A 16,355-nucleotide genomic window follows, 5' to 3' on the forward strand; every position below is an offset into this window, starting at 1 on the left:
TTCGAGGGATAAACTACACCAGTTTTTATTTTTGTGATGGGATAGAGTGTCCGTTAATACGAGACCGATGATTATTCAAAACCGCTTCACTCCGCAGGCGTCATTCTGGCGGGGGATAAGGCGGTAAAAGTAAGCTTGAAACATTAACCGCCGATGCAGGGCGCATCGGCGAATAAAACCGACAGGTTCGACACCAGTTTGGTGTCAGGGAAGGGGGTGTCAATCCCCCGCAGCCCCCGCTGCTGTGATGCTGACGACCCCGTAAAAACCACTGATCGTAAGATTGGGAAGGGCGGGCGAGAACGAAGCTAAGCCAGAAGACCTGCCTGCCGGTAACAGACCAACAACTTCGGTGGGAAGTGGGTGGCTTAGCGGTGCGTGGTCGCAGGACCAGGCATGCGCGCAGCTATACTCTGACCACCTGAACAGGACAGGGTATGGCAACCAGGCGTGCGTTCATTCTTGCGGGTACCGGTAGCGGTTGTGGCAAAACCACCGTGACGCTCGGCCTGCTCAGCTTGCTCCAACAGCGCGGTTTGCGGGTGCAACCCTGTAAAGTGGGGCCAGACTATTTAGACACCGCCTGGCACACCGCCATCAGCGGCGTCGCCTCCCGCAATCTCGACAGCTTTATGCTTCCCGCCCCGATACTCAACGCGCTGTTTACCGACCAGCTGCAGCAGGCCGATATCGCAGTCATTGAAGGGGTGATGGGCCTCTATGACGGCTACGGCACCGACCCCAACTACTGCAGCAGCGCGGCGATGGCCAAACAGCTTGGCTGCCCGGTGATTTTGCTGGTGGATGGCAAAGCGGTCTCGACCTCCATCGCCGCCATGGTGATGGGCTTTCAACATTTTGATCCGGCCCTCAATATCGCCGGCGTGATCGTTAATCGCGTCAACAGCGACACTCACTTCCAGCTGCTGAAAAGCGCCATTGAGCGCTACTGCCAGGCGCCGGTGCTCGGTTATGTGCCGCGCGTGGAAGGCGTGGCGCTGCCCGAGCGGCATCTGGGGCTGGTGACCGCCCGCGAGTCGGTGGTTAATCAACAGGCATGGCGGGATTTTGCCAGCCTGCTGGGGCGCACCCTCGACATCGACCGGCTGCTGTCCCTCAGCGAACTGGCGAACCTGCCGGCCGGCGAGTGGGGGGAGCAGCTTGCCGCCGACGCCGGCGAAGGGCTGACGCTGGCCCTCGCCGACGACGAGGCCTTCAATTTTTATTATCCCGATAACCTGGCGCTGCTGGTCCGCTGCGGCGTGAAGATCGTGCGCTTTAGCCCGCTGCGCGATCGCCAGCTGCCGGCCTGCCAGATGATCTGGCTTGGCGGCGGCTACCCGGAGCTGCACGCGGCCGGCCTGTCAGCCAACCAGGAGATGCTGGCGCAGCTCCGCGCGGCGCACCGGCGCGGGGTGGCGATCTACGCCGAGTGCGGCGGCCTGATGTATCTGGGCTCCGCCCTGGAGGTCACCGGCGGCGAGCGCTATGCGATGGCGGATATCATTCCCGGCTACAGCCGGATGGGGACGCGTCTGACCCGGTTCGGCTACTGCGAAGCGCAGGCGCAGCAGCAGACGCTGCTGGCCGCCCCCGGCGAGTGGCTGCGCGGCCATGAATTTCATTACTCCGATTTTACTCCCGCCACCGCCGCCGTGCTGGCCTGCCGTAAACAGCGGGATGGCAAGACGCTTCAGCAGTGGCAGGGAGGATGGCAGTCCGGCAGCGCCTTTGCCAGCTATCTCCATGTCCATTTTGCCCAGCGACCCACCATGCTCAACCACTGGCTGCAGGCGGCAAGGAGGACGCTATGACTCTTCTCGCCTGGTGTGTGGCCTGGATACTCGATGTCGTCATTGGCGATCCGCCGCACTGGCCGCATCCGGTGCGCTGGATAGGCCGTCTGATCAACATCAGCCAGCGCGTGGTGCGGCGCGTCTGCCATAGCGAGCGGACGCTGCGCATCGGCGGCGGAGTGATGTGGCTGGTGGTGACCGGCCTGACGTGGGCTGTGGCCTGGGGCGTACTGGCGCTGGCGCGCGGGATCCACCCCTGGCTGGGATGGCTGGTGGAGGTATGGATGATCTTCACCGTGCTGGCGGGGCGCTGTCTGGCGCAGTCGGCGCGGGACGTCGAGCGACCGCTGCGCGCGGGGGATCTGGCGGAAAGCCGTAGCAAGCTGTCGTGGATTGTCGGGCGCGACACCACACAGCTCCAGCCGCAGCAGATTAACCGCGCGGTGGTGGAAACAGTGGCGGAAAACACCGTCGACGGCATTATCGCGCCGCTCTTCTTTCTGCTGCTCGGCGGCGCGCCGCTGGCCATGGCCTATAAGGCGGTCAACACCCTCGATTCCATGGTCGGCTATAAGCACGAAAAATACCGGGCGATCGGCATGGTCAGCGCCCGTCTTGACGATGTGGCCAACTTCCTTCCCGCCCGGCTGAGCTGGCTGCTGCTTAGCCTCGCCGCCGTGGTATGTCGGGAAGATGGCGCCCGGGCGCTGCGGACGGGCTGGCGCGATCGCTATCAGCACAGCAGTCCTAACTGCGCCTGGCCGGAAGCGACCGTCGCCGGCGCGCTGGGGATCCGCCTTGGCGGCCCGAACGACTACTTCGGCCAGCGCGTTGAAAAACCCTGGATAGGCGACGCCGTCCGCGACATTGCGGTGGACGATATTTCCCGAACCATTCGATTGATGTGGGTGGCGTCAACCCTGGCGCTGGCGCTGTTTATCGGCCTGCGCTACTGGCTGGTCGGCGCGGCCTGAGGAGAACCTGATGCAGTACATACAACAACCGCAGGCGATTGAGGCGAAAAGCTTCGACATTATCAGCGAGATTATCGCCGAAACGCGACCGGACTACCGTTTCGCCAGCCCGCTGCACGAGGCGATTATCAAGCGGGTGATCCACACCACCGCTGACTTCGAGTGGCTGGATATTCTGTGGTTTTCTCCGGATGCCCTGATCGCTCTGAGCGAGGCGCTGAGCCGGCCCTGCACCCTGTATACCGATACCACCATGGCGCTGTCCGGGATCAACAAAACCCTGTTAGCCCGCTTTGGCGGCGAATGCCGCTGCTATATCAGCGACCCGCGGGTGGTGCGCGAGGCGCAAAGCCGGGGGATGACCCGCTCGATGGCGGCGGTGGATATTGCGGTGCAGGAGCCCGGGGAGAAAGTGTTTGTCTTTGGCAATGCGCCAACTGCGTTGTTTCGCCTGCTGGAACACCGCGAAACGGCCATCGGCGGCGTGGTGGGGGTGCCGGTCGGGTTCGTCGGCGCCGCGGAGTCGAAAGCGGCGCTCAGCGAGAGCGGCCTGCCGGCTATCGCTGCGCTCGGCCGCAAAGGGGGAAGCAACGTGGCGGCAGCAATTGTGAACGCCCTGCTGTACCACCTGCGGGAGGCGCAATGAGCGATCAGGCCTTTGACGACCCGGTGTGGCATCACGGCAAAGCCCTGCGCAAGGGCTACACCACCGGCTCGTGCGCCACGGCGGCGGCAAAGGTGGCGGCGCTGATGGTGATGCGCCAGCACCTCATTCATCAGGTCTCCATTGTCACCCCTTCCGGCGTGACCCTGTGCCTTAACGTCGAGTCGCCGCACGTCGAAGGGCAGCAGGCGATCGCCGCGATTCGTAAAGACGGCGGCGACGACGTTGACGCCACCCACGGGATGCTGATTTTCGCCCGCGTGACGCTCGACGACTCCGGCGAGATAACCCTGCGCGGCGGCGAAGGTGTCGGCACAGTCACCCGCAAAGGGATCGGCCTGCCCATCGGCAGCCCGGCGATTAACCGCACCCCGCGCCACACCATCGAGTCGGCGGTGCGCGAGGCGATTGGCCCGTCGCGCGGGGCGACGGTAGAGATTTTCGCCCCGGAGGGCGAGGTGCGGGCGCAAAAAACCTATAACGCGCGGCTGGGGATCCTCGGCGGGATTTCAATTATCGGCACCACCGGGATCGTCACCCCGATGTCGGAAGAGAGCTGGAAGCGCTCGCTCTCCCTCGAGCTGGAGATCAAACGCGCCGCCGGACTGGAGCGCGTGGTGCTGGTGCCGGGGAACCACGGCGAGCGCTTCGTACGTGAGCAGATGGGCATCGACTCGCAGGTGGTGGTCACCATGAGCAACTTCGTCGGCTACATGATTGAAGAGGCCGTGCGCCTCGGGTTCCGTCAGATTGTGCTGATTGGCCATCCCGGCAAGTTGATTAAAGTCGCCGCCGGGATCTTCCATACCCACAGCCATATCGCCGATGCGCGCATGGAAACGCTGGTCGCGCATCTGGCGCTGCAGGGGGCACCGCTGGCGCTGCTGCAGCTGGTGAGCGAATGCGATACCACCGAAGCGGCGATGGAGCACATCGACGCGTACGGTTTTCAGCCTATCTATAACCATCTTGCTGAACGCATCTGTCTGCGGGTGATGCAGATGCTGCGCTTTACCAAAGCGCCGCCCGTCTGCGACGCCATCATGTTCTCCTTTGATAACAAGGTTCTCGGCAGCAATCGGCCGATCGCCGAGATTGCGCGGGAGATGTCATGTTAACGGTGGTCGGCATGGGGCCGTCAGGCCTGCATTTGATGACGCCGGCGGCGCAAGATGCGGTCGCCAGCGCGGATGCGCTGGTAGGCGGTAAGCGGCATTTAGATCAGTTCCCCGGATTTCGCGGCGAACGGTTTGCGCTGGGCGCCAATATTGCCGAACTGCTGGTCTGGCTCGGCGAACGCGCAGCGCAGAAAGTGGTGGTGCTGGCCTCAGGCGACCCGCTCTTTTACGGCATCGGCACGCGGCTGATCGCCCACTTTGGCATCGAGCGCGTGCGCATTATCCCCGGCATCAGCGCGGTGCAGTATCTCTGCGCGAAGGCCGGTATCGATATGAACGATATCTGGCTGACCAGCAGCCACGGACGGGACGTCTGTTTTGATGAGCTGGCGCGCCAGCGCAAGGTGGCGATGGTGACCGACGGGCGCTGCGGGCCGCGGGAAATCGCCGCCCAGCTGGCGGCGCGGGGTAAAGGGTATCGCTGGATGGTGATTGGCGAAAATCTGGCGATGGATAACGAGCGGATCCACTGGCTACCGGTCAGTGAGGTCGATGCCGAATATGAGATGAACGCGGTGGTGATCCTCGATGAAAGATGAGCTTTTTCTGCGCGGCGAGAAGGTGCCGATGACCAAAGAGGCGGTTCGCGCGCTGGCGCTGGCCAAACTTGAGCTACACCGGGCAAGCCACTTGATTGATATCGGCGCCGGTACCGGCAGCGTGTCGATTGAGGCGGCGCTGCAGTATCCCTCTTTGCAGGTAACCGCCATCGAACGCAACCCCGCGGCTCTCCGGCTGCTGGACGAAAACCGCCAGCATTTCGCCTGCGGCAATATTGAGATCCTGCCCGGCGAAGCGCCGATGGTGATGACCGAACGCGCCGACGCCATTTTTATGGGCGGCAGCGGCGGCCGCCTCGACGAGCTCATTGACTGGTCGTGGCAGCAGCTCTATCCCGGTGGCCGTCTGGTGATGACTTTTATCCTGCAGGAGAACCTGAATGCGGCTCTCGACTATCTGCAGCAGCGGGGGATTACACAGATTGATTGCCTGCAGCTGAACGTCTCATCGCTGACCACGCTGGGCAGCGGCCACTACTTCAAACCCCATAATCCCGTTTTTGTCATCGCCTGTCAGAAGGAAGGAAACCATGGCTGAGACTTTTGATCCCCATTGCGTGTGGTTCGTCGGCGCCGGTCCTGGCGATCGCGAACTGATTACTCTCAAAGGCTACCGTCTGCTGCAGCAGGCGCAGGTGGTGATCTACGCCGGGTCGCTGATCAACACCGAGCTGCTGGCCTACTGTCCGCCACAGGCGGAGTGTCACGACAGCGCCGCGCTGCATCTGGAGCAGATCCTCGATCTGATGGAAGCGGGCGTGAAGGCGGGAAAAACGGTGGTGCGCCTGCAGACGGGGGACGTCTCGCTGTACGGCTCGGTGCGCGAGCAGGGCGAAGAGCTGACCCGCCGCGGGATCCGCTGGCAGGTGGTGCCGGGCGTCAGCGCCTTCCTCGGGGCGGCGGCGGAGCTGGGGGTGGAATATACGGTGCCCGAGGTATCGCAAAGTCTGATTATTACCCGTCTGGAAGGGCGCACGCCGGTTCCTGCGCGCGAACAGCTGGAGGCCTTTGCCAGCCACCAGACCTCGATGGCGATTTACCTGTCGGTGCAGCGTATTCACCGGGTGGCGGAGCGGCTGGTGGAGGGCGGCTACCCGGCGACCACCCCGGTCGCGGTGATCTATAAGGCCACCTGGCCGGAAAGCCAGACCGTCCGCGGAACCCTTGCGGACATCGGCGATAAGGTACGCGACGCCGGGATCCGCAAAACGGCGCTGATCCTCGTCGGTCCCTTCCTCGGCGATGAGTATCACTACTCCAAACTGTACGCAGCGGATTTTAGCCATGAATACCGTAAAGCCTGAATCCATTGCCCTGTTTTGCCTGACGCCCGGCGGCGTGCGGCTGGCAAAAAGGCTGGCGGCCATGCTGCCGCTCACCTGCTACACCAGCGAGGCGCTGCAGGAGGAGGGGTTTATCCCCTTTAACGGCGGCTTTGCCAGCGCTGCCCGCGAGGCGTTCAGCAGCTTTTCGGCGCTGATTTTTATCGGCGCCACCGGGATTGCCGTGCGGGTGCTGGCGCCGCTGGTGAATGACAAGCTCAGCGACCCGGCGGTGGTGGTGATTGATGAGCGCGCCCGGCACGTCATCAGCCTGCTCTCCGGCCATGCCGGGGGGGCCAATGCCCTGACCCGCTATCTCGCCGGGATGCTCGGCGCCGACCCGGTGATCACCACCGCAACCGACGTCAACGAGTTGGCCGCCCTCGACACACTCGCTGTTGAGCTGAACGCCCGGATGACCGATTTTCGCGCGACGGTGAAAACCGTTAATCAGATGCTGGTGAGCGGTAAGCGGGTGGGACTGTGGTGCGACGCTGAATTTACCGAGGCGCTAAGCCGCTGCGACCAGCGCGGCTTTATTCCGGTGAGGAACCTTACGCGCTTGCCGTCGCTCGACGCGCTGATCTGCATCACCCTGCGCCGGTCGCTGCCGCCGCTGCCGATACCTCACTGGAAGCTGGTGCCCCAGCGGGTGGTGGCGGGGATCGGCTGCCGGCGCGACACCCCCTGCGCGCTGCTCAGTACGCTGCTGGAGCGCCAGCTTGCTGCCCAGCGCCTTGACCCACTGGCGTTGAAAGCGATCGGCAGCGTGAGCCTGAAGGCAAACGAGCCGGGGCTCCGCCAGCTGGCTCATCGCTGCCGGGTGCCGTTCGAAACCTTCAGCGCCGAGGCGCTGCGCGAGCACGAGCACCGCTTTCCGGCCTCGTCTTTTGTCCGGGAGACGGTCGGCGTCGGCAGCGTCTCCGGCCCGGTGGCCTGGCTGCTGAGTCAGGGAAACCTGTCCGGCGAAACCCTGCGCGAGCAGGGCGTCACTATTACTTTGGGAGTTTCACACTGATGTTAAGCGTAATCGGAATTGGCCCTGGCTCGCAGGCGATGATGACCATGGAAGCCGTGGAGGCCCTGCAGGCGGCGGAGATTGTGGTGGGCTACAAGACCTACACCCACCTGGTAAAAGCCTTTACCGGTGACAAGCAGGTGATCAAAACCGGCATGTGCAAAGAGATTGAACGCTGCCAGGCGGCCATCGAGCTGGCGCAGGCCGGGCACAACGTGGCGCTGATCAGCAGCGGCGACGCCGGCATCTACGGCATGGCGGGGTTGGTGCTGGAGCTGGTTAATAAGCAGCAGCTGGACATTGAGGTCCGCCTGATCCCGGGGATGACGGCCAGTATCGCCGCCGCCTCGCTGCTCGGCGCGCCGCTGATGCATGATTTCTGCCATATCAGCCTCAGCGATCTGCTGACGCCGTGGTCGGTGATTGAAAAACGCATTGTCGCCGCCGGGGAAGCGGACTTCGTTATCTGTTTTTACAACCCCCGCAGCCGCGGCCGCGAAGGGCATCTGGCGCGCGCCTTTGCGCTGCTGGCGGCCAGCAAAAGCGCGGATACGCCGGTTGGCGTGGTCAAATCCGCCGGGCGTAAAAAGCAGGAGAAATGGCTGACCACCCTCGGGGAGATGGATTTCGCCCCGGTGGATATGACCAGCCTGGTGATCGTCGGCAACAAAGCGACATACATCGATAACGGTCTGATGATTACCCCGCGAGGCTACGCGCTGTGAACCACGGCGACGTGCTGGTTATCGGGGGCACCAGCGATGCGCGGGCGATCTGCCAGCAGCTGGACGCCGCCGGCGTGCGCTACACCCTGTCGGTGGCGACCTCCACCGGCGAGCAGCTGGCCGGCGCTATCCGTGGCCAGATACGCTGCGGGCGCATGGAGTGGCAGCAGATGGCGGAGTGGCTGAAGGCGCAACGCACCCGCTGGGTAATCGACGCCTCTCACCCCTACGCCGAGGTGGTCAGCGAGAATATTGTACGCGCCTGCGCCAGCGTCGGAGTCTTGCTCAGCCGCTATCAAAGGCCGGAGCAGCTGAGCGATCTGCGCCATCCGCTTCTTCACGTCGTCGGCGATCTGAACGAGGCCTGCGCGGTAGCCCATCGCCTCGGCGAGCGGATCCTGCTGACCACCGGCAGCAAAGATCTGGCGGCCTGGCGGGCGGGGCTGGCGGATAAAACGCTGCTTGCCCGGGTGCTGCCGGTGCCGGAGGTAGTTCAGCACTGCAGCGAACTGGGATTTGGCGTGGGGGAGATCTTTGCCCTCTGCGGGCCGTTCAGCGCTGAATTTAACGCCGCCTTTTATCGCCAGTGCCGGGCCGACGTCGTGGTGACGAAAGCCTCTGGGGCGGAAGGGGGCTATCAGGAAAAAGTACAACCCTGTCTCGATGCGGGGATCCCCTGCATCGTCATTACCCGTCCGGCGCCGCTGGTGACGGGCGATGAATTACTGCAAAGCCAGGCCGATTTCGCTGCGCGGCTGACGCGCTGGCTGTCGGCGACTTGAGGAACAGGATATGAAAAAAGCACTTCTGGTGGTGAGCTTTGGCACCAGCTATCACGACACCCGCGAGAAGAACATCGCTGCCTGCGAGCGCGATCTGGCCGCCAGCTGCCCGGACCGCACGCTGTTTCGCGCCTTCACCTCGGGGATGATTATTCGCAAACTGCAGCAGCGCGACGGCATCCATATCGATACCCCGCTGCAGGCCCTGCAAAAGCTGGCCGAGCAGGGGTACCAGGATGTGGCGATCCAGTCCCTGCACATTATCAACGGCGACGAGTACGAGAAGATCGTTCGCGAAGTGCAGAGCATGCGCCCGCGCTTTCAGCGTCTGACGCTGGGCGCGCCGCTGTTGAGCGGTCATGGCGATTACGTGCAGCTAATGCAGGCCCTGCGCCAGCAGATGCCGCCGCTGGCGGCGACGGAACGAGTGGTATTTATGGGGCATGGCGCCAGCCACCACGCCTTCGCGGCCTACGCCTGTCTGGATCATATGATGGCGGTGCAGGGTTTTCCGGCGCGGGTGGGGGCGGTGGAAAGCTATCCCGAAGTGGACATCGTGATTAACGAACTCGCTCGCCAGGGCGTGACCGGCGTGCACCTGATGCCGCTGATGCTGGTGGCCGGCGATCACGCCATTAACGATATGGCCTCGGACGAAGAGGACTCCTGGAAAACGCTGTTCAATGCCGCCGGTATCACGGCAACGCCGTGGCTGAGCGGGTTAGGGGAAAATCCGGCGGTGCGGGCGATGTTCGTCGCCCATCTGCAGCAGGCGCTGAATAACGCGATGGAGAAAGCAGCATGAGCGGCAAACTGTACGCCCTGAGCACCGGGCCGGGGGCGGCCGATCTGATCACTGTGCGTGCGGCGCGGATCCTCGGCCAGCTGGATGTGCTGTATGCGCCAGCCGGTCGCAAAGGCGGCGACAGCCTGGCCCTCTCCATCGTGCGCGAGTACCTTGGCGCACACACGGAGGTCCGCTGCTGCCATTTTCCGATGAGCGCCGACAGCGCGGAAAAAGAGGCGGTGTGGAACGATGTCGCCGCGGCGCTGGCCCAGGAAGTGGCGGCGGGCAGGCAGGTCGGATTTATCACCCTCGGCGATGCCATGCTGTTCAGCACCTGGGTCTTTCTGCTGCAGCGGATTGGCTGCCCGGACTGGCTGGAGATTGTCCCTGGCGTTACCTCCTTCGCCGCCATTGCTGCGCGGGCGAAAACCCCGCTGGCCATGGAGCAGCAGTCGCTGGCGGTGATCTCCTGCACCGCGCCGGAAGCGGACATTGCCGCGGCGCTGCGCCAGCATGACAGTTTGGTTCTGATGAAAGTCTACGGCCGCTTCGCCCGCATTAAGGCGCTGCTGGCGCAGGCGGGGCTGCTGGATGCGGCGCTGATGATGTCAGAGGCCACCCTGCCGGGTGAGCAGTGCTGGCGCAGCCTGCGCGAGGTCAGCGATGACCAGCCGCTGCCCTATTTCTCGACCATCCTGGTTAACAAACAGTGGGAGGAGGCGTAATGAATCAGGTGCAATCGCTGAAGCAGCTTTCGTATGGGGGGCTGGCGGCTGCTGTTCTGCTGATCATCGTCCCGCAGGAGGCGTTCGCCATGCATATCATGGAGGGCTTTTTGCCGCCGATGTGGGCGCTGGCGTGGTGGCTGCTGTTTTTACCCTGCCTGTGGTACGGCCTGGTGCGCCTGCGGCGTATCGTCCAGGAAGAGAGCAATCAGAAGGTGCTGCTGGCTCTCTGCGGGGCGTTTATTTTTGTTCTTTCGGCGCTGAAGATCCCGTCGGTGACCGGCAGCTGCTCGCATCCCACCGGCGTTGGTCTGGCGGTGATCCTCTTCGGGCCGGGCGTAGTGGCGGTGCTGGGGGCGATCGTTCTGCTGTTCCAGGCGCTGCTGCTGGCGCATGGCGGCCTGACCACCCTTGGCGCCAACGGGATGTCGATGGCGGTGATCGGTCCGATGGTCGGCTATCTGGCGTGGAAGCTGGCCTGTCGGGCGGGGATCCGTCGCGATGTCGGGGTCTTTCTCTGCGCCATGCTGGCGGATCTGATGACCTACTTTGTCACCTCCGTCCAGCTCGGGGTGGCCTTTCCCGATCCGGCAACCGGAGCAGGTGGATCGATCGCCAAGTTTATGGGCATCTTCTGCCTGACGCAGATCCCGATCGCCATCGCGGAAGGGTTGCTCACCGTGATGATCTACGATCAGCTAACCAAACGGCGACTGATCGCCGCGGAGGGACATTAATATGAAAAAGACCCTGATCCTGTTGGCGATGGTGGTCGCCCTGATGATCCTGCCATTTTTTATTAACCACGGCGGCGAGTTTGGCGGCTCGGACGGCGAAGCGGAGAGCCAGATCCAGGCGGTGGCGCCGGATTATCAACCCTGGTTCCAGCCGCTATATGAACCGGCGAGCGGCGAGATTGAGAGCCTGCTGTTTACCCTGCAGGGCTCGCTGGGCGCGGCGGTGATTTTTTACATTCTCGGATATGCGAGGGGCAGACAGCGCCGTGATGACCGGGTTTGACCGACTCAGCTACCAGAGCCGCTGGCTGCAGGTGGCGCCAGAGCGGAAGTTTCTGCTCTGGCTGCTGCTGATGGCGCTGGCCTTTACGCTTCCGGCATGGGGCCAGGCGCTGACGCTGGCGCTAACCGCCGCGCTGACCTGCTGGCTGCTACGGGTCTCATTCAAGCGCTGGTGCCGCTGGATGGCGCTGCCCTTTGGCTTTTTGCTGGTCGGCGTGCTGACCATTCTGTTCAGCGTCAGCCGCGACCCGCAGATGCTGTTAGCGAGCTTTCGGCTGGGCGCTTTCTCGATAGGGATTTCCGCCCAGGGGCTGGCCGTGGCCGGGGAGACTTTCTGGCGCAGCCTGGCGGCGATGGCGGCGACGCTCTGGCTGGTGCTCAATCTGCCTTTCCCGCAGTTGATTATTTTACTCAAGCGCGGTCGTGTACCGCGGCTGCTGACGGAGCAGATCCTGCTGACCTGGCGCTTCATTTTTATTCTGTTGGACGAGGCGATGGCGATTCACCGCGCGCAAACCCTGCGTTTTGGCTATGGTAGCGTGCCGCAGGGCTATCGCTCGCTGGCGATGCTGGTGGGACTGCTGTTCACCCGCGTCCTCCTGCGCTATCAACAGATGAGCACGGCGCTGGATATCAAATTGTACCAGGGTGATTTTCACCTCTAAGGATAAGTATGCTTGCCACAACCGATCTCTGGTTTCGCTATCAGGATGAGCCGGTGCTTAAAGGGCTGACGCTGGATTTTTCCCGCCATGCGGTGACCGGCCTGGTGGGGGCCAACGGCTGCGGAAAGTCGACGCTGTTTATGAACCTGAGCGGCCTGCTGCGCCCGCAGAGCGGGGCGGTGCTATGGCAGGGAAAACCGCTGGACTACAGCAAGCGCGGCCTGCTGGCGCTGCGCCAGCAGGTGGCGACGGTGTTTCAGGATCCGGACCAGCAAATCTTCTATACCGATATCGATAGCGATATCGCTTTTAGTCTGCGTAACCTCGGGGTGGCGGAAGAGGAGATCGCCCGCCGGGTGGACGAGGCGCTGACCCTCGTCGATGCCCAGGGATTTCGCCAGCAGCCGATCCAGTGCCTCAGTCATGGGCAGAAAAAACGGGTGGCGATCGCCGGGGCGCTGGTGCTGCAGGCGCGCTACCTGCTGCTTGACGAGCCCACCGCGGGCCTCGATCCCCGCGGGCGCGCGCAGATGATCGCCATCATCCGGCGCATTGTCGGGCAGGGGCGGCGCGTAGTGATCTCCAGCCACGATATCGATCTGATCTATGAGGTGAGCGACGCCGTTTACGTTCTGCGGCACGGCGAAGTACTGGCCGAGGGGGATCCCGGCGAGGTGTTTGCCTGCGCGGAGACCATGGCCCGGGCGGGATTGACCCAGCCGTGGCTGGTGAAACTTCATAGCGAACTGGGGCTGCCGCTGTGTAAAACCGAAGCGGAGTTTTTTCAGCGGATGCGCAACGATGCGATAGGCGCGATTAAGGAGGCGTCATGACGCTGGCGATTATGTTACAGGGCACCGCTTCCGACGTCGGGAAAAGCGTGCTGGTGGCGGGACTGTGCCGCATTTTTTATCAGGATGGACTGCGCACCGCGCCGTTTAAATCACAGAATATGGCGCTGAACTCCGGCATTACGCCGGATGGCAAAGAGATGGGCCGGGCGCAGATTTTCCAGGCCGAAGCAGCCGGGATCGCCCCGGATGTCCGCATGAATCCGATTTTGCTCAAGCCCACCAGCGACCGTCAGGCGCAGGTGGTGCTGATGGGGGAGATGGCGACCAGCATGGACGCGGTGAGCTATCACCAGTACAAGCCACGCCTGCGCGAGCAGATCCTCGCGGTCTACCAGAGCCTGGCCGGGGAGTATGAGGCGCTGGTGCTGGAAGGGGCCGGCAGCCCGGCGGAAATTAACCTGCGCGACCGCGATATCGTCAATATGGGCATGGCCGAAATGGCGCAGTGCCCGGTGATCCTGGTGGCCGACATCGACCGCGGCGGGGTATTTGCCGCGATTTACGGCACGCTGGCGCTGCTGCAGCCCGAGGAGCGAGCGCGGGTGAAAGGCGTGATTATCAATAAATTCCGCGGCGATGTGGCGCTCCTGCGCTCGGGGATCGAGCAGATCGAGGCGTTGACCGGCGTGCCGGTGCTGGGCGTTATGCCGTGGCTTGAAGTTGACCTTGAGGATGAGGACGGCGTCGCGCTGCAGGCCGGGAAATACCACCGCACCGACCGGCGCGATATCGACATCGCCGTCGTTCACCTGCCGCATATCGCCAATTTTACCGACTTTAACGCCCTGGCGGCGCAGCCTGACGTCCGGGTGCGCTATGTCCGCGACCCGCAGGCGCTGGCCGACGTCGACCTGGTCATTCTCCCGGGCAGTAAAAATACCCTCGGCGATCTGTGCTGGCTGCGTGAAAGCGGCATGGCGCACGCGGTCGAGCAGGCCCGGCAGCGCAAGGTGCCGCTGCTGGGGATCTGCGGCGGCTATCAGATGCTCGGCGATACCATTATCGATGAGGTGGAGTCTGGCCTTGGCACCCAGCCCGGACTGGGGGTGCTGAAGACCGTGACCCACTTCGCCCAGCGCAAAACCACCACTCAGGTGCAGGCGACCCTGGAGGCTAACCTCCCGGATTGGTTAGCCGACGCGGCGGGGCTGCGGGTCAGTGGCTACGAAATTCATATGGGCGAGACGCGCCGTGAGGCAGGCTGCGCGCCGCTGCTGCAGCTGCATAAAGCGGGACAGTCAGTGGCAGACGGCGCGGTCAGCGACGACGGCCTGGCGTTCGGCACCTATCTCCACGGCCTGTTCGACAACGATGCCTTTACCCGGGCGCTGCTCAACGGCCTGCGTCAGCGCAAAGGGCTGGCGCCGCTGGACAGCGCCCTTGAGTATGCCCGCTATAAAACCCGCCAGTTTGACCTGCTGGCCGATGCCATGCGCGAACATATCGCCATCGATAAAATTTACGCCATCATGCGCCAACATCAGGAGCCCCTATGCTGACTTTGGTTACCGGCGGCGCGCGCAGCGGCAAAAGCCGCCATGCCGAGGCGCTGATTGCCGATGCGCCGCAGGTTTTATATATCGCCACCTCGCAAATATTTGACGACGAGATGGCCGCAAGGATCCAGCATCATCGCGACGGCAGGCCCGCCCACTGGCGCACCGCCGAGCGCTGGCAGCAGCTTGATGAACTGATCACCCCGGATACCGCCCCAGAGGAGGCGATTTTGCTGGAATGCATTACCACCATGGTCACCAACCTGCTGTTCGCGCTCGGCGGCGACAGCGACCCCGACGGCTGGGATTACGCCGCCATGGAGCGGGCTATTGATGACGAAATTGGCGTGCTGATTGCCGCCTGTCAGCGCTGCCCGGCGCACGTCGTGCTGGTGACCAACGAGGTGGGGATGGGCATTGTGCCGGAGAACCGCCTGGCGCGGCATTTTCGTGATATCGCCGGGCGGGTCAATCAGCGCCTGGCGGCCGCGGCGGATGCGGTCTGGCTGGTGGTCTCCGGCATCGGCGTCAAAATCAAATAACTCAATCGCTGGCCGACCGGGCCAGCCCTGGCAGGGATTCTGTATGCAAAGCGTAAACGAGGTACTGCGGGCGATCCCCGCGCCGGACGCCGACGCCATGGCGCGGGCACAGCAACACATCGACGGCTTACTCAAGCCCCCCGGCAGCCTCGGGCGTCTGGAGGCGCTGGCGGTGCAGCTGGCGGGAATGCCCGGCCTGGGCGGCCAGCCGCAGGTGGCGAAAAAGGCCCTGCTGGTGATGTGCGCCGACCATGGGGTGTGGGACGAAGGGGTGGCGATTTCGCCGAAGGCGGTCACGGCCATCCAGGCCGCCAATATGACCCGCGGCACCACCGGCGTCTGCGTGCTCGCCGCCCAGGCCGGGGCGCAAGTGCACGTGATTGATGTCGGGATCGATAGCGAACCGCTGCCCGGCGTGGTGAATATGCGGGTGGCGCGGGGCTGCGGCAATATTGCCCGCGGCCCGGCCATGAGCCGCGAGCAGGGGCAGGAGCTGCTGCTGGAGGTGATGCGCTACACCCACGCGCTGGCGCAGGAGGGCGTGACTCTGTTTGGCGTCGGCGAACTGGGGATGGCCAATACCACGCCGGCGGCGGCGATGGTCAGCGTCCTGACCGGCAGCGATGCGCAGGAGGTGGTTGGGATTGGCGCCAATTTGCCGCTGGCGAAGGTTGGCAACAAGGTGGAGGTCGTGCGGCGGGCTATCGCCCTTAATCAGCCCGACCCGAAGGATGGCCTCGACGTGCTGAGCAAAGTCGGTGGATTTGATCTGCTGGGGATGACCGGCGTCATGCTGGGGGCGGCGTCCTGCGGGCTGCCGGTGGTGCTGGATGGCTTTCTCTCTTACGCGGCGGCGCTGGCGGCGTGCCGGATAGCGCCGGCGGTAAAACCGTATCTGATCCCGTCCCACTATTCGGCGGAGAAGGGGGCGCGTATCGCGCTGGCGCACCTCGGACTCGAACCGTATCTCAATATGGGTATGCGGCTGGGGGAAGGCAGCGGCGCGGCGCTGGCGATGCCGATCGTCGAGGCGGCCTGTGCGATGTACCATCGCATGGGCATGCTGGCGGCCAGCAATATTGTGTTACCTAAGGGGTAAGCAGGAAATGGGGGCGGCAATGGCCGTTCCCGTTTTCGGCAGAGGTTTTGCCGGCGGCAGAAACAAAAAAACACCCTTGAGGGTGTTTATGATGTTGGTTGCGGGGGCCGGATTTGAACCGACGACCTTCGGGTTATGAGCCCGACGAG

The 16,355-nt window shown here is 63.5% G+C and carries 19 protein-coding genes and 1 riboswitch; all 19 genes read left to right on the forward strand.

Annotation, left to right across the window (positions count from 1 at the left end):
* Positions 1 to 166 precede the first annotated feature (166 nt).
* Positions 167 to 345, forward strand: a riboswitch (cobalamin riboswitch).
* 92 nt (positions 346 to 437) lie between these two features.
* Genes ABLV64_RS22965 through cobT form a run of 19 tightly spaced genes read left to right on the forward strand, consistent with a single transcriptional unit; the run spans position 438 to position 16,206 of the window.
* Positions 438 to 1,814: a cobyrinate a,c-diamide synthase gene (locus ABLV64_RS22965; protein WP_348843144.1), complete on the forward strand. Its 1,377-nt coding sequence runs from the start codon at positions 438 to 440 to the stop codon at positions 1,812 to 1,814.
* Positions 1,811 to 2,770, forward strand: a complete 960-nt coding sequence (gene cbiB, locus ABLV64_RS22970) for an adenosylcobinamide-phosphate synthase CbiB (RefSeq protein ID WP_004205489.1) — start codon at positions 1,811 to 1,813, stop codon at positions 2,768 to 2,770. The genes ABLV64_RS22965 and cbiB overlap by 4 nt, the downstream gene beginning before the upstream one ends.
* Before the next feature lie 10 nt (positions 2,771 to 2,780).
* On the forward strand, positions 2,781 to 3,416 hold the full coding sequence (locus ABLV64_RS22975; protein ID WP_004205491.1) for a cobalt-precorrin-8 methylmutase: 636 nt from the start codon (positions 2,781 to 2,783) through the stop codon (positions 3,414 to 3,416).
* Positions 3,413 to 4,552 (forward strand): cobalt-precorrin-5B (C(1))-methyltransferase CbiD, encoded by a 1,140-nt coding sequence (gene cbiD / locus ABLV64_RS22980; protein ID WP_004205492.1) that lies wholly within the window; start codon positions 3,413 to 3,415, stop codon positions 4,550 to 4,552. Before ABLV64_RS22975 ends, cbiD begins: the two co-directional genes overlap by 4 nt.
* Complete coding sequence (locus ABLV64_RS22985; protein ID WP_004205493.1) at positions 4,546 to 5,151, forward strand: cobalt-precorrin-7 (C(5))-methyltransferase; 606 nt, start codon at positions 4,546 to 4,548, stop codon at positions 5,149 to 5,151. Before cbiD ends, ABLV64_RS22985 begins: the two co-directional genes overlap by 7 nt.
* Complete coding sequence (locus tag ABLV64_RS22990) at positions 5,141 to 5,710, forward strand: decarboxylating cobalt-precorrin-6B (C(15))-methyltransferase (protein WP_023319048.1); 570 nt, start codon at positions 5,141 to 5,143, stop codon at positions 5,708 to 5,710. The genes ABLV64_RS22985 and ABLV64_RS22990 overlap by 11 nt, the downstream gene beginning before the upstream one ends.
* Positions 5,703 to 6,476, forward strand: coding sequence for a cobalt-precorrin-4 methyltransferase (locus ABLV64_RS22995; RefSeq protein WP_004149602.1), 774 nt, complete (start codon positions 5,703 to 5,705; stop codon positions 6,474 to 6,476). Before ABLV64_RS22990 ends, ABLV64_RS22995 begins: the two co-directional genes overlap by 8 nt.
* On the forward strand, positions 6,457 to 7,512 hold the full coding sequence (gene cbiG / locus ABLV64_RS23000) for a cobalt-precorrin 5A hydrolase (protein WP_004205497.1): 1,056 nt from the start codon (positions 6,457 to 6,459) through the stop codon (positions 7,510 to 7,512). The genes ABLV64_RS22995 and cbiG overlap by 20 nt, the downstream gene beginning before the upstream one ends.
* On the forward strand, positions 7,512 to 8,237 hold the full coding sequence (locus ABLV64_RS23005) for a precorrin-3B C(17)-methyltransferase (RefSeq protein ID WP_049003250.1): 726 nt from the start codon (positions 7,512 to 7,514) through the stop codon (positions 8,235 to 8,237). Before cbiG ends, ABLV64_RS23005 begins: the two co-directional genes overlap by 1 nt.
* Positions 8,234 to 9,019, forward strand: coding sequence for a cobalt-precorrin-6A reductase (locus ABLV64_RS23010; RefSeq protein ID WP_043520806.1), 786 nt, complete (start codon positions 8,234 to 8,236; stop codon positions 9,017 to 9,019). Before ABLV64_RS23005 ends, ABLV64_RS23010 begins: the two co-directional genes overlap by 4 nt.
* 10 nt (positions 9,020 to 9,029) lie before the next feature.
* Positions 9,030 to 9,824: a sirohydrochlorin cobaltochelatase gene (locus tag ABLV64_RS23015; protein WP_017899205.1), complete on the forward strand. Its 795-nt coding sequence runs from the start codon at positions 9,030 to 9,032 to the stop codon at positions 9,822 to 9,824.
* On the forward strand, positions 9,821 to 10,531 hold the full coding sequence (locus tag ABLV64_RS23020) for a cobalt-factor II C(20)-methyltransferase (protein ID WP_060656701.1): 711 nt from the start codon (positions 9,821 to 9,823) through the stop codon (positions 10,529 to 10,531). Before ABLV64_RS23015 ends, ABLV64_RS23020 begins: the two co-directional genes overlap by 4 nt.
* The gene (gene cbiM / locus ABLV64_RS23025) at positions 10,531 to 11,268 is read left to right on the forward strand and encodes a cobalt ECF transporter S component CbiM (protein WP_117263518.1); all 738 of its coding nucleotides are present in this window, start codon (positions 10,531 to 10,533) and stop codon (positions 11,266 to 11,268) included. Before ABLV64_RS23020 ends, cbiM begins: the two co-directional genes overlap by 1 nt.
* A gap of 1 nt (position 11,269) precedes the next feature.
* Positions 11,270 to 11,551: an energy-coupling factor ABC transporter substrate-binding protein gene (locus ABLV64_RS23030; RefSeq protein ID WP_004205507.1), complete on the forward strand. Its 282-nt coding sequence runs from the start codon at positions 11,270 to 11,272 to the stop codon at positions 11,549 to 11,551.
* A complete protein-coding gene (locus tag ABLV64_RS23035) occupies positions 11,538 to 12,215 on the forward strand; it encodes an energy-coupling factor ABC transporter transmembrane protein (RefSeq protein WP_049092081.1) in 678 nt (225 codons plus the stop codon). Before ABLV64_RS23030 ends, ABLV64_RS23035 begins: the two co-directional genes overlap by 14 nt.
* Before the next feature lie 8 nt (positions 12,216 to 12,223).
* Positions 12,224 to 13,048, forward strand: coding sequence for an energy-coupling factor ABC transporter ATP-binding protein (locus tag ABLV64_RS23040; RefSeq protein WP_032456553.1), 825 nt, complete (start codon positions 12,224 to 12,226; stop codon positions 13,046 to 13,048).
* Positions 13,045 to 14,568 (forward strand): cobyric acid synthase, encoded by a 1,524-nt coding sequence (locus tag ABLV64_RS23045; protein WP_117130347.1) that lies wholly within the window; start codon positions 13,045 to 13,047, stop codon positions 14,566 to 14,568. The genes ABLV64_RS23040 and ABLV64_RS23045 overlap by 4 nt, the downstream gene beginning before the upstream one ends.
* On the forward strand, positions 14,562 to 15,107 hold the full coding sequence (cobU, locus tag ABLV64_RS23050) for a bifunctional adenosylcobinamide kinase/adenosylcobinamide-phosphate guanylyltransferase (protein ID WP_043520796.1): 546 nt from the start codon (positions 14,562 to 14,564) through the stop codon (positions 15,105 to 15,107). The genes ABLV64_RS23045 and cobU overlap by 7 nt, the downstream gene beginning before the upstream one ends.
* Positions 15,108 to 15,150: 43 nt before the next feature.
* Positions 15,151 to 16,206 carry a nicotinate-nucleotide--dimethylbenzimidazole phosphoribosyltransferase gene (cobT, locus tag ABLV64_RS23055; RefSeq protein ID WP_049003261.1) on the forward strand — a complete coding sequence of 352 codons (1,056 nt, stop codon included), beginning with the start codon at positions 15,151 to 15,153 and terminating at the stop codon, positions 16,204 to 16,206.
* The last annotated feature ends 149 nt before the right edge of the window (positions 16,207 to 16,355 follow it).

It is taken from the genome of Klebsiella sp. JB_Kp031 (assembly GCF_040064295.1).
GTDB classification, from domain to species: domain Bacteria; phylum Pseudomonadota; class Gammaproteobacteria; order Enterobacterales; family Enterobacteriaceae; genus Klebsiella; species Klebsiella quasipneumoniae.

Bases quoted from the DNA above. Each gene is read 5' to 3' on its own strand.
- ABLV64_RS22965 (WP_348843144.1), top strand. From the start codon at position 438: ATGGCAACCAGGCGTGCGTTCATTCTTGCGGGTACCGGTAGCGGTTGT.
- cbiB (WP_004205489.1), top strand. From the start codon at position 1,811: ATGACTCTTCTCGCCTGGTGTGTGGCCTGGATACTCGATGTCGTCATT.
- ABLV64_RS22975 (WP_004205491.1), top strand. From the start codon at position 2,781: ATGCAGTACATACAACAACCGCAGGCGATTGAGGCGAAAAGCTTCGAC.
- cbiD (WP_004205492.1), top strand. From the start codon at position 3,413: ATGAGCGATCAGGCCTTTGACGACCCGGTGTGGCATCACGGCAAAGCC.
- ABLV64_RS22985 (WP_004205493.1), top strand. From the start codon at position 4,546: ATGTTAACGGTGGTCGGCATGGGGCCGTCAGGCCTGCATTTGATGACG.
- ABLV64_RS22990 (WP_023319048.1), top strand. From the start codon at position 5,141: ATGAAAGATGAGCTTTTTCTGCGCGGCGAGAAGGTGCCGATGACCAAA.
- ABLV64_RS22995 (WP_004149602.1), top strand. From the start codon at position 5,703: ATGGCTGAGACTTTTGATCCCCATTGCGTGTGGTTCGTCGGCGCCGGT.
- cbiG (WP_004205497.1), top strand. From the start codon at position 6,457: ATGAATACCGTAAAGCCTGAATCCATTGCCCTGTTTTGCCTGACGCCC.
- ABLV64_RS23005 (WP_049003250.1), top strand. From the start codon at position 7,512: ATGTTAAGCGTAATCGGAATTGGCCCTGGCTCGCAGGCGATGATGACC.
- ABLV64_RS23015 (WP_017899205.1), top strand. From the start codon at position 9,030: ATGAAAAAAGCACTTCTGGTGGTGAGCTTTGGCACCAGCTATCACGAC.
- ABLV64_RS23020 (WP_060656701.1), top strand. From the start codon at position 9,821: ATGAGCGGCAAACTGTACGCCCTGAGCACCGGGCCGGGGGCGGCCGAT.
- cbiM (WP_117263518.1), top strand. From the start codon at position 10,531: ATGAATCAGGTGCAATCGCTGAAGCAGCTTTCGTATGGGGGGCTGGCG.
- ABLV64_RS23030 (WP_004205507.1), top strand. From the start codon at position 11,270: ATGAAAAAGACCCTGATCCTGTTGGCGATGGTGGTCGCCCTGATGATC.
- ABLV64_RS23035 (WP_049092081.1), top strand. From the start codon at position 11,538: ATGACCGGGTTTGACCGACTCAGCTACCAGAGCCGCTGGCTGCAGGTG.
- ABLV64_RS23040 (WP_032456553.1), top strand. From the start codon at position 12,224: ATGCTTGCCACAACCGATCTCTGGTTTCGCTATCAGGATGAGCCGGTG.
- ABLV64_RS23045 (WP_117130347.1), top strand. From the start codon at position 13,045: ATGACGCTGGCGATTATGTTACAGGGCACCGCTTCCGACGTCGGGAAA.
- cobU (WP_043520796.1), top strand. From the start codon at position 14,562: ATGCTGACTTTGGTTACCGGCGGCGCGCGCAGCGGCAAAAGCCGCCAT.
- cobT (WP_049003261.1), top strand. From the start codon at position 15,151: ATGCAAAGCGTAAACGAGGTACTGCGGGCGATCCCCGCGCCGGACGCC.